This is a genomic window from Pseudomonas sp. Kh14 (genome assembly GCF_900291005.1).
GTDB lineage: Bacteria > Pseudomonadota > Gammaproteobacteria > Pseudomonadales > Pseudomonadaceae > Aquipseudomonas > Aquipseudomonas alloputida.
This window is the reverse complement of record NZ_OLKJ01000004.1, coordinates 161,873-173,271: the sequence shown is the minus strand read 5'-3', so window position 1 is coordinate 173,271 and position 11,399 is coordinate 161,873. Positions and strand designations below refer to the sequence as shown.

Here is an 11,399-nt window from a genome sequence, read left to right as displayed (position 1 = left end):
AAGCCCGATCACCGCTGGCCCTCCCCCCTCCCAATGGCCTAGACTGCATTATTGCGTCAGTTCGCCCAAGGCCCTTGCATGTCCGACCCCCGCTATCAAATCGACGTCAGCGTCGTGACCCGCTACCTGAAAGAACAATCCGACCCCGAAAACAGTCGCTTCGCTTTCGCCTACACCATTACCGTGCAGAACAACGGCTCGCTCAGTGCCAAGTTGCTGTCGCGCCACTGGCTGATCACCAACGGTGACGGCGAGGTTGAGGAAGTACGCGGCGCCGGCGTGGTTGGCCAGCAACCCAACATCGACCCTGGCCAGAGCCACACTTACAGCAGTGGTGCCGTCATCAGCACCCGCGTTGGCACCATGCAGGGCAGCTACCAGATGTTCGCCGAAGACGGTAAGCGCTTCGACGCAGAGATTGCCCCCTTCCGGCTGGCAGTGCCCGGAGCGCTGCACTGATGGCCACCTACGCCGTCGGTGACCTGCAGGGCTGCCTGCAGCCACTCAAATGCCTGCTCGATCGCGTCAGTTTCAACCCCGCCGTCGACCGCCTGTGGCTGGTCGGCGACCTGGTCAACCGCGGCCCCGAGTCACTGGAAACCCTGCGCTTCCTGTACTCGATCCGTCATTCACTGGTCTGCGTGCTGGGCAACCATGACCTGCACCTGCTGGCCGCCTGGCACAACGTCGAGCGCCTCAAGAAAAGCGACACACTGCGCGAGATCATCGAAGCGCCGGACGCCGACCAGCTGTTCGACTGGCTGCGCCAGCAAAAGCTGCTGCATTACGACGAGCCCCGCGGCATCGCCTTGGTTCACGCCGGCATACCGCCACAATGGACCCTTGGCAAAGCCCTGGAGCTCGCTGCCGAGGTCGAGGAAGTGCTGCGTGACGACACCCGCCTGCAGCTGTACCTCGACGGCATGTATGGCAACGAGCCGAACAAGTGGAGCAAGAACCTCGCCGGCGTCGAACGCCTGCGGGTCATCACCAACTACTTCACCCGCATGCGCTTCTGCACGGCCGATGGCAAACTCGACCTCAAGAGCAAGGAAGGCCTGGGTAGCGCGCCCAAAGGCTACAAAGCCTGGTACGCGCACAAGGACCGCCGCTCACGCCACGTGAAGATCATCTTTGGCCATTGGGCCGCTCTGCAGGGTGAGGTCACCGAGCCCGACGTCATCGCCCTGGACACTGGCTGCGTATGGGGCGGCGCCATGACCCTGTACAACGTCGACAGCGGCCAATACCACCGCTGCGACTGCGCCGACGACGGCACCCTGCGCCAGCCGGCACAACCCACTACACTCAACGACCACACCTGAAGGAAGTAGTACCCATGAGCGAATTCAAGCGCATCCCTCCTGAGCAGGCCTTGGAGCTTCGCAAGAAAGAAGGTGCGGTCGTCGTCGACATTCGCGACCCGCAGGCCTTTGCCGCCGGCCACATCACCGGCGCCCGGCACCTGGATAACCACTCGGTCGCTGATTTCATCCGCAACGCCGACCTCGACGCGCCAACCCTGGTGGTCTGCTATCACGGCAATTCCAGCCAAAGTGCTGCCGCCTACCTGGTAGGCCAGGGTTTCTCCGACGTGTACAGCGTGGACGGCGGCTTCGAACTGTGGCGCGCGACCTACCCGGCCGAGACCGCCCAGGGCAACGCTGAATAATTTTTTATTTTCCCCTGCAGCCCGTGCCCCGCGCGGGCTTGCGGCTTATCTGACGAACGGTCGTTCGTAACTTCTGCCTTTCTCGCCCCTTTACCTTGCAGATAACCAACTACGCTTAAGCTCAGGCCATCCAAAAAGGGGAGAGCCGGTACACCGGCGTGCGGGTCATCGGTAGCGTTACAGGGTGTTCTGGGGGGTATACAGCAATCGGCCAACCCGGTTGCATGCCAGCATCAGCTGACTGATCCGGCGTCGTCTCCACGTATCGAGCGAGGTGACGTCATGAGTATTTTTAGCCACTTCCAACAACGTTTCGAGTCTACGCGCCAGGAAGAACTCTCGCTGCAGGAGTACCTCGAGCTGTGCAAAGAGGATCGCAGTGCCTACGCATCGGCGGCCGAACGGCTGTTGCTGGCCATCGGTGAGCCAGAGCTGATCGACACCTCTACCAACTCCAGGCTGTCGCGCATCTTTTCCAACAAGGTTATCCGCCGCTATCCGGCCTTTGCCGACTTCCATGGCATGGAAGAGTGCATCGACCAGATAGTGTCGTACTTCCGCCACGCCGCCCAAGGCCTGGAAGAGAAGAAACAGATCCTCTATCTGCTGGGCCCGGTAGGCGGCGGCAAGTCCTCGCTGGCGGAAAAACTCAAGCAGCTGATGGAAAAGGTGCCCTTCTACGCGATCAAGGGCTCGCCGGTATTCGAGTCACCTCTGGGCTTGTTTAATGCCACCGAAGATGGGGCCATTCTCGAGGAAGAGTTCGGCATCCCACGGCGCTACCTCAACACCATCATGTCGCCTTGGGCCACCAAGCGCCTGCAGGAGTTTGGCGGTGACATCTCCAAGTTCAAGGTGGTGAAGCTGTACCCGTCGATTCTTAACCAGATCGCCATTGCCAAGACCGAACCCGGCGATGAAAACAACCAGGACATCTCGGCCCTGGTCGGCAAGGTCGATATCCGCAAACTTGAGGAATACCCACAGAACGACGCCGATGCCTATAGCTACTCGGGCGCGCTGTGCCGGGCCAACCAGGGCCTGATGGAATTCGTCGAAATGTTCAAGGCGCCGATCAAGGTCCTGCACCCCTTGCTCACCGCCACCCAGGAAGGCAACTACAACAGTACCGAAGGCCTTGGAGCGATCCCCTATACCGGTATTCTGCTGGCGCACTCCAACGAATCGGAGTGGCACACCTTCCGTAACAACAAGAACAACGAAGCGTTCATCGACAGGATCTATATCGTCAAGGTGCCGTACTGCCTGCGGGTCAGCGATGAAATCAAGATCTACGACAAACTGCTGGTCAACAGCTCGCTGTCCAAGGCCCACTGTGCGCCAGATACGCTCAAGATGCTGGCTCAGTTCACTGTGCTTTCGCGCCTGAAAGAGCCCGAGAACTCCAATATCTATTCCAAGATGCGCGTTTACGACGGGGAAAACCTCAAGGACACCGATCCCAAGGCCAAGTCGATTCAGGAATACCGGGACTCTGCGGGTGTCGACGAAGGCATGAACGGCCTGTCGACTCGCTTCGCCTTCAAGATTCTGTCCAAGGTGTTCAACTTCGACCCACACGAAATTGCCGCCAACCCGGTGCACCTGCTGTATGTCCTCGAACAGCAGATCGAACAGGAGCAATTCCCAGCTGAAGTGCGCGAACGCTATCTGCGCTACCTGAAGGAATACCTGGCACCGCGCTACATCGAGTTTATCGGCAAGGAAATCCAGACCGCCTACCTGGAGTCCTACAGCGAATACGGCCAGAACATCTTCGACCGCTACGTGCTGTATGCAGACTTCTGGATTCAGGATCAGGAATACCGCGACCCGGAAACTGGCGAAATTCTCAACCGAATTGCGCTCAACGAGGAATTGGAAAAGATCGAGAAACCGGCTGGCATCAGCAACCCGAAAGACTTCCGCAACGAGATCGTCAACTTCGTACTGCGCGCACGCGCCAACAACAATGGCAAGAATCCAAGCTGGCTGAGTTATGAAAAGCTGCGGGTCGTGATCGAGAAGAAAATGTTCTCCAACACCGAAGACCTGCTGCCGGTCATCAGCTTCAACGCCAAGGCCAGCAAAGAGGACCAGAAGAAACACAACGACTTCGTCACCCGGATGGTGGAGCGTGGCTATACCGACAAACAGGTACGCCTGCTGTCGGAATGGTACCTGCGGGTCAGGAAATCGCAATAAAGCGGCAAGCTACGAGCCGCAAGCTGCAAGCTGCCTGGCGTTGGCATTGCTGCCCGCGTCACAGCTTGCAGCGGCGGTGGCTGCTCTTTCTTGCAGCTTGAAGCTTGTGGCTTGCAGCTTGTGGGTTGCAGCTGCATCCAGTCACCGGAGGGACCATGAGCTACGTTATAGACCGACGCCTGAACGGCAAGAACAAGAGCACGGTCAACCGCCAGCGCTTCCTGCGGCGGTACCGCGAACATATCAAGAAGGCCGTCGAAGAGGCGGTGAGCCGCCGTTCCATCATGGATATGGAACACGGCGAGCAGATCAGTATTCCCGGGCGCGACATCGACGAACCGGTCTTGCATCATGGTCGTGGGGGCAAACAGACCATCGTGCATCCTGGCAACAAAGAATTCACTGCCGGTGAACACATCCCACGGCCGCAAGGCGGTGGAGGTGGCGGCGGTCGCGGCAAGGCCGGCAATTCCGGCGAGGGCATGGACGAGTTCGTCTTCCAGATCACCCAGGAAGAATTTCTCGAATTCATGTTCGAAGACCTTGAGCTACCCAACCTGGTCAAACGTCACCTGACGGGCGCCGACACCTTCAAGACCGTTCGCGCCGGCATCGCCAACGAAGGCAACCCGTCACGCATCAACATCGTGCGCACCCTGCGCTCGGCCCATGCCCGGCGTATCGCCCTGACCGGCAGCAGCCGCGCCCTGCTGCGCGAAGCACAAAAGGAACTCGATCGCCTGCGGGTCGAAGAACCAGACAATTTCACCGATATTCAGGAAGTCGAACAGGAAATCGAGCGCCTGAAGGCACGTATCAACCGCTTGCCCTTCCTCGACACCTTCGACCTCAAGTACAACCTGCTGGTCAAGCAACCCAACCCCAGCTCGAAGGCAGTGATGTTCTGCCTGATGGACGTATCCGGCTCGATGACCCAGGCCACCAAGGACATCGCAAAGCGCTTCTTCATCCTGCTGTACCTGTTCCTCAAGCGTAACTACGAGCGCATCGAGGTCGTGTTCATTCGCCACCACACCAGTGCCCGGGAAGTCGATGAAGAAGAGTTCTTCTACTCGCGGGAAACCGGCGGCACCATCGTCTCCAGTGCCCTCAAGCTGATGCAGGAGATCATGGCCGAGCGCTACCCGGCCAGCGACTGGAACATCTATGCCGCGCAGGCTTCTGATGGCGACAACTGGAACGACGACTCGCCCATCTGCCGCGACATCCTCTCCAAACAGATCATGCCGCATGTGCAGTACTACACTTACGTTGAGATCACCCCCCGTGAACACCAGGCGCTGTGGTATGAATACGAGCGTATCGGAGATGCTTTCCCCGACACGTTCGCCCAGCAGCAGTTGGTATCGGCCGGCGATATCTACCCGGTCTTCCGTGAACTCTTCCAGCGCAGGTTAGCCACATGACCGCCAGAGCACAGAGACGCCAACCCATTTCCACTGGGTCCGAGTGGACGTTCGAGCTGATCCAGACCTACGACCGGGAAATCAGCCGCTTGGCCGAGCGTTACGCCCTGGACACCTACCCCAACCAGATTGAGGTCATCACTGCCGAGCAGATGATGGACGCCTACGCCTCTGTCGGCATGCCGCTGGGCTACCACCACTGGTCCTACGGCAAGCAGTTCCTCAGTACGGAAAAGTCCTACAGCCGCGGCCAGATGGGCCTGGCCTACGAGATCGTGATCAACTCCGACCCTTGTATCGCCTACCTGATGGAAGAAAACACCATGTGCATGCAGGCACTGGTGATTGCGCACGCCTGCTACGGCCATAACAGTTTTTTCAAAGGCAATTACCTGTTCCGTACCTGGACTGACGCCAGTTCGATCATCGACTATCTGGTGTTCGCCAAGCAGTACATCGCCCAGTGCGAGGAGCGCCACGGTATCGATGCTGTGGAGGACTTGATCGACTCCTGCCATGCCCTGATGAACTACGGTGTCGACCGCTACAAGCGGCCTTATCCTATTTCCGCCGAAGAAGAGCGGCGCCGGCAACAGGAGCGTGAAGAGCATCTTCAGCGTCAGATCAACGACCTTTGGCGGACAATTCCGAAAAATGCCGAAAAGGGTAACGACCGGGATGAGGGGCGCTTCCCCGCCGAACCGCAGGAAAACATCCTGTATTTCATCGAGAAGAACGCCCCGCTGCTCGAGCCCTGGCAGCGTGAAGTAGTGCGCATCGTGCGCAAGATCGCCCAGTACTTCTACCCGCAGCGCCAGACCCAGGTCATGAACGAAGGTTGGGCAACCTTCTGGCACTACACCCTGATGAACGACCTGTACGACGAGGGGCTGATTACCGAAGGCTTCATGATGGAGTTCTTGCAGTCGCACACCAGCGTGGTGTTCCAGCCCGGTTTCGACAGCCCGTACTACAGCGGCATCAACCCCTACGCACTGGGCTTTGCGATGTACACCGACATCCGCCGCATGTGTGAAAACCCCACCGAGGAAGATCGCCACTGGTTCCCCGAAATTGCCGGCAGCGACTGGCTTTCTACCATCAAGTTCGCCATGAGCAGCTTCAAGGACGAGAGCTTCATCCTGCAGTACCTGTCGCCCAAGGTGATGCGCGACCTCAAGCTCTTCAGCATCCTCGATGACGACCAGCGCGACGACCTGCTGGTGCCCGCCATCCATGATGAGGCCGGCTACCGGGTGATTCGGGAGCAGCTGGCAGCGCAGTACAACCTGGGCAACCGTGAACCGAACGTACAGATCTGGAGCGTCGACCGCCGCGGAGACCGCTCGCTGACCCTGCGACACCAGCAACACAACCGCAAACCGCTGGGCGACTCGACCGACGAAGTGCTCAAGCACCTGCATCGCCTGTGGGGCTTCGATATCCACCTGGAGACCGTGCAAGGCGAGCAAGTGATGAGTACTCACCACATGCCGCCGCGCGGCGAGCATAGCGAAAGCGCCGACTACGGCCGCATGGACCTGGCCGTTATCCACCACCTCTGATGCAACCCCATGACCGCCGACGGGTTATCCTGTCGGCAGTTATGGAGAGCTGCACATGCACATCTACAAAGTTGGCGGCGCCGTGCGCGACCGTTTGCTCGGCCGCCCTTTCAGCGATATCGACTGGCTGGTGGTGGGCGCCACCGTCGAAGAAATGCTCGCCAAGGGCTATCGGCCGGTGGGAGCCGATTTCCCGGTGTTCCTGCACCCGAAAACCGGTGAGGAATACGCCCTGGCGCGCACCGAGCGCAAGAGTGGGCGAGGCTACGGCGGGTTCACTTTTCACGCCAGCCCCGACGTAACCCTGGAAGAGGACCTGATCCGCCGCGACCTCACCATCAATGCGATGGCCGAGGATGAGGCGGGCACGGTCTACGACCCCTACCAAGGCAAGAACGATCTGGATCAACGCCTGCTACGCCATGTTTCCCCGGCATTCGCCGAAGATCCTTTGCGGGTGCTGCGCGTTGCACGCTTTGCTGCCCGTTACGCACCACTGGGGTTCCGGGTTGCCGATGAAACCTTGGCGCTGATGCGCCAGATCAGCGCCTCAGGCGAACTGCAGGCACTCACTGCCGAACGCAGCTGGAAGGAAATCGAGCGCGCGCTGATGGAAGTGCAACCGCAGGTATTCTTCAAGGTGCTGAGCGCGTGTGGGGCCCTACAGGAGCTGCTGCCTGAGCTCGATGACGGCTCCCGGACATTGGCGGCACTGGAGCAGGCGGCGGCGCACGAACAACCGCTGCACGTGCGCTGGGCCTGCCTGTTGCGAGGGTTGCCACCGACATCGATCAAAGCCGTCAACCAGCGCCTGAAGGCACCGCGAGAGTGCCAGGAACTGGCCATGCTGGCCGGGGAATGCCTGGCGCAGGGTAATCAGGCGCTAGAACTGCCTGCCACGGCACTGCTGGAGCTGTTGCAGAAGTTCGATGTTTACCGACGACCGCAGCGATTTGAGGATTTTCTGGCCGTTTGTGAGATGGCGGCGCGGGGCGATGGCAAGCAGGGTTACCCACAGGCCGATTACCTGCGAGGCGCAGCAGCGGCGGTGCGAGCGGTGGATGTGAAGCCGTTGGTGCAAGCCGGGCTGACGGGTCAGGCGCTGGGCGAGGCACTCAAAGGTGAACGGCTGAAAGCGCTCGAGGCTTACCAGCGCGGTTAGACCTACCGGCCTCTTCGCGGGTAAACCCGCTCCTACAGGGGCACACATCGAGGTTTGGGCACAGCCCGTTGTAGGAGCGGGTTTACCCGCGAAAGGGCCGGACCTGCTGGCCAATTTCCACCCGCGGTTCACCGTCGCAGCCGCCACCGTATTCGCGGGTAAACCCGCTCCTACAGGGGGCACACATCAGAGGTTGGGCTCAGCCCGTTGTAGGAGCGGGTTTACCCCGCGAAGAGGCCGATACAGGCTCAAGCGGGCGTCAACTGCAACCCGCGCCACTCAAAGGCCACCGGGGCCAGTACCTGATCGATCTGCGCTTCCTGCCACAGCTGCGCCATGCGCTTGCCCACCCCCGGATGCACCAGGTCGGGCGCCAGCAACGACAGCGGCCACAGCACAAAAGCGTTCTTCAGGATCTCGGCACGGGGCAATACCAGCCCATCGAAGGTACCGTGCAAATCGTCATACATCAGCACGTCGATATCCAGCGGCAACCCTTTGCGGTCAGGTGCATAGCGGCCATTGTCGGCCTCGATGAACTTCAGCCGGCGGTCCAGCTCGATCAACGGCAACGCGGTTTGCCCGGTCACCACGAAGTTGATGAACGGTCCGCTCTTGATGCCCACCGCCTGGCTTTCGAAGGCCGGTGAACAGCGCATGTCAGTCAGGATGCCAGCCAACGCATCGAGCCCGGCGCACAAATGCGCCTCACGGTCGATGTTGCTGCCCAGGCCCAGGTAAACCGTGCTCAGAGACATCCGCGCTCGATCTCCACGCCAACACCACCACGGGCCGCCGGCACCGCGCCCGGCTTGGTCAGCTTCAACCGCACCCAGGGGATGTGGAATTCGTCCATCAGGGTTGCCACCAGGCGCTCGGCAAATGTCTCAACCAGCTCGAAACGGGCCTGTTCGGCAAACGCCTGGATGCGCGCCGACACACTGGCGTAATCCAGCGCCAGGTTCAGGTCGTCTCCGGCGGCGGCCGGGCGGTTGTCCCAGGCAAAGCTCAGGTCCAGGCGCAAGCACTGGCGAATATCCCGCTCCCAGTCATAGGCACCGATGACGGTATCGACTTCCAGGCCTTCGATGAACACTCTGTCCAAGCACTTCTCTCCACAGCACGACAAGGGCGACTGGCGCCGTTAGAATCAGGGCGTCCTCGCCCGGAATAGTTAGCATGTTTTGGTTACTGGCGTTGCTCGCCTACCTGCTTGGCTCGCTGTCCTTCGCCATTGTTCTCAGCCGCCTCTCGGGCAGCCCGGACCCGCGTTCCAGCGGCTCAGGCAATGCCGGCGCCACCAACATGCTACGCCTGGCAGGCCGTAAACTGGCGATCCTGACCCTGCTTGGCGACCTGTGCAAGGGCCTTTTGCCGGTATTGCTCGCCCGCGCTGCCGGGCTGGACCTGCATGCGCAGGCCTGGGTGGGCATATGCGCGGTGCTGGGCCACCTGTTCCCCCTGTACTTCCGTTTCAAGGGTGGCAAGGGCGTGGCGACGGCTGCCGGCATGCTCATGGGCCTGTATTTCCCGGCCGCGCTGCTGGCCATCGGCGCCTGGCTGCTGACCTTCTACCTCACGCGCACCAGCTCACTGGCTGCACTGATTGCCACGCCACTCACCTTGCCATTGCTGGCCTGGCGCGAGCCCGAGGCCCTGCTGCCGATCAGCGTACTGACTGTGATGATCGTGTGGCGCCACCGCAACAACCTGCGCGACTTGTTTGCAGGGCGCGAACGGCACTTCTGAACCTTCGACGCGCTACCTTACAGCGGCGGCAACTGTTCCATCGGCCAGCGTGCCTGCACGCTGATCGCCAGGTCTTGCTGCTGCCCGGCCAGCAGGCGCTGGCAACCGGCGTAGGCGATCATCGCACCATTGTCGGTACAGAATTGCGGGCGCGCGTAGTACACGTTGCCCTTGATGCTACCGAGCATGTCCTCCAGGGACGCGCGCAGGGCCTTGTTGGCACTCACGCCACCCGCGATGACCAGCCGCTTGAGGCCGGTCTGCTTGAGCGCCCGCTTGCACTTGATGGTCAAAGTCTCCACCACCGCCTGCTGGAATGCCAGGGACAGGTCGCAACGGGTTTGCTCACTGTCGTCGCCAGCATTCCTGCATTGCTGCCAGGTGTTCAGGGCGAAGGTCTTGAGGCCACTGAAGCTGAATTCCAGGCCTGGCCGATCGGTCATTGGCCGCGGGAACACGAAGCGCCCAGGCACACCTTGCTCGGCCAGACGCGCGATTTCCGGACCACCAGGGTAATTGAGGCCGATCAGCTTGGCGGTCTTGTCGAACGCTTCACCGGCAGCATCGTCCAGGCTTTCGCCCAACAGTTCGTACTGACCGATGCCATCGACCCGAACCAGCTGGGTATGCCCACCGGAAACCAACAAAGCGACGAACGGAAACTCGGGCGGGTTTTCTTCCAGCATGGGCGCCAGCAGGTGCCCCTCCATGTGGTGCACACCGATCGCCGGGATGTCCCAGGCAAAGGCCAGCGCCTGGGCGCAGGAAGCGCCCACCAGCAAGGCGCCGACCAGGCCGGGGCCCGCGGTATAGGCGATGGCGTCGATTTCGGTGGCAACGCAGCCTGCCTCGTCTAGCACCTGGCGGATGAGCGGCAGCATGCGCTTGACGTGATCACGCGAGGCAAGCTCGGGCACCACGCCGCCGAAGACGCGGTGCAGGTCGATCTGGCTGAACAGTGCGTCGGCCAACAAACCGCGTTCACTGTCGTATAATGCGACGCCGGTTTCGTCGCAGGATGTTTCCAATCCCAGTACTAGCATGGGCTCGTCCCTTGTGGGGGCTGAATTCGAAGCCGCGCATGATAGTCCCCGTGTCGGGTGCCGACCAGCGGTTTTCGATCAGAGGCTTTGCATTCCGGCTTGCTAAGGGTTAACATCCGCAACCCTTGAAAACCGACGTTCTCCAGCACACCTTTGTTTTGCCAGGAGCACGTCTACCCCGGTAATGAATTAAGGTAGCCCTGGATGCCAGCCGTCAAAGTTAAAGAGAACGAACCCTTCGACGTAGCTCTGCGTCGTTTCAAGCGCTCCTGCGAAAAAGCCGGTGTACTGGCTGAAGTTCGTAGCCGCGAGTTTTACGAGAAGCCGACCGCAGAGCGTAAGCGCAAAGCAGCTGCTGCTGTTAAGCGTCACGCCAAGAAAGTTCAGCGCGAACAGCGCCGCGCCGTTCGTCTGTACTAATACAGACGTTCAACGCAAAGCTTCTGCCCTGCCCGGCTAACCCCCGGGCGATGGCAGTGGTCGTTTCAAACTTGAGCAGCTAGCTCAAGGCCCTGCACAAGCTTCATGCGAACTGCATCATGGGCAACCTGCCTGAAACGTCAGAGCTGGTCCTCC

General features: G+C 60.5%; 12 protein-coding genes. 9 read left to right on the top strand and 3 right to left on the bottom strand.

Features of this window, described 5'->3' with window-relative positions; genetic code table 11:
* The first annotated feature begins 78 nt into the window (after window positions 1-78).
* The 7 genes from apaG (at window position 79) to FQ668_RS01275 (ending at window position 8,031) form a co-directional block, all read left to right on the top strand.
* The gene (gene apaG, locus FQ668_RS01305) at window positions 79-459 is read left to right on the top strand and encodes a Co2+/Mg2+ efflux protein ApaG (protein WP_003255559.1); all 381 of its coding nucleotides are present in this window, start codon (window positions 79-81) and stop codon (window positions 457-459) included.
* Entirely contained in the window at window positions 459-1,325 is an 867-nt protein-coding gene (locus FQ668_RS01300; RefSeq protein ID WP_014589444.1) for a symmetrical bis(5'-nucleosyl)-tetraphosphatase, read from the top strand. The genes apaG and FQ668_RS01300 overlap by 1 nt, the downstream gene beginning before the upstream one ends.
* Window positions 1,326-1,339: 14 nt before the next feature.
* On the top strand, window positions 1,340-1,672 hold the full coding sequence (gene glpE, locus FQ668_RS01295; RefSeq protein ID WP_010951742.1) for a thiosulfate sulfurtransferase GlpE: 333 nt from the start codon (window positions 1,340-1,342) through the stop codon (window positions 1,670-1,672).
* A 282-nt stretch (window positions 1,673-1,954) separates the two neighbouring features.
* On the top strand, window positions 1,955-3,877 hold the full coding sequence (locus FQ668_RS01290) for a PrkA family serine protein kinase (RefSeq protein ID WP_003255563.1): 1,923 nt from the start codon (window positions 1,955-1,957) through the stop codon (window positions 3,875-3,877).
* A 155-nt stretch (window positions 3,878-4,032) separates the two neighbouring features.
* A complete protein-coding gene (locus FQ668_RS01285; RefSeq protein ID WP_003255564.1) occupies window positions 4,033-5,304 on the top strand; it encodes a YeaH/YhbH family protein in 1,272 nt (423 codons plus the stop codon).
* Window positions 5,301-6,869: a SpoVR family protein gene (locus FQ668_RS01280; protein ID WP_010951740.1), complete on the top strand. Its 1,569-nt coding sequence runs from the start codon at window positions 5,301-5,303 to the stop codon at window positions 6,867-6,869. The genes FQ668_RS01285 and FQ668_RS01280 overlap by 4 nt, the downstream gene beginning before the upstream one ends.
* Before the next feature lie 55 nt (window positions 6,870-6,924).
* On the top strand, window positions 6,925-8,031 hold the full coding sequence (locus FQ668_RS01275) for a multifunctional CCA addition/repair protein (RefSeq protein WP_053868169.1): 1,107 nt from the start codon (window positions 6,925-6,927) through the stop codon (window positions 8,029-8,031).
* 248 nt (window positions 8,032-8,279) lie between these two features.
* Here the strand turns inward: FQ668_RS01275 and folK are convergent, their stop codons facing one another.
* Both folK and folB read right to left on the bottom strand, forming a co-directional pair.
* A complete protein-coding gene (gene folK / locus FQ668_RS01270; protein WP_003255569.1) occupies window positions 8,280-8,789 on the bottom strand; it encodes a 2-amino-4-hydroxy-6-hydroxymethyldihydropteridine diphosphokinase in 510 nt (169 codons plus the stop codon).
* Entirely contained in the window at window positions 8,780-9,136 is a 357-nt protein-coding gene (folB, locus tag FQ668_RS01265; protein ID WP_004576188.1) for a dihydroneopterin aldolase, read from the bottom strand. The genes folK and folB overlap by 10 nt, the downstream gene beginning before the upstream one ends.
* 74 nt (window positions 9,137-9,210) lie before the next feature.
* On the opposite strand from folB, the gene plsY reads away from it, so the two are divergent.
* Window positions 9,211-9,780 carry a glycerol-3-phosphate 1-O-acyltransferase PlsY gene (gene plsY / locus FQ668_RS01260; RefSeq protein ID WP_014589441.1) on the top strand — a complete coding sequence of 190 codons (570 nt, stop codon included), beginning with the start codon at window positions 9,211-9,213 and terminating at the stop codon, window positions 9,778-9,780.
* Between the two features lie 17 nt (window positions 9,781-9,797).
* Here the strand turns inward: plsY and tsaD are convergent, their stop codons facing one another.
* On the bottom strand, window positions 9,798-10,823 hold the full coding sequence (gene tsaD / locus FQ668_RS01255) for a tRNA (adenosine(37)-N6)-threonylcarbamoyltransferase complex transferase subunit TsaD (protein ID WP_014589440.1): 1,026 nt from the start codon (window positions 10,821-10,823) through the stop codon (window positions 9,798-9,800).
* Between the two features lie 204 nt (window positions 10,824-11,027).
* Between tsaD and rpsU the strand changes: the two genes are divergently transcribed.
* Window positions 11,028-11,243, top strand: coding sequence for a 30S ribosomal protein S21 (gene rpsU / locus FQ668_RS01250; RefSeq protein ID WP_003255575.1), 216 nt, complete (start codon window positions 11,028-11,030; stop codon window positions 11,241-11,243).
* Window positions 11,244-11,399: the final 156 nt, after the last annotated feature.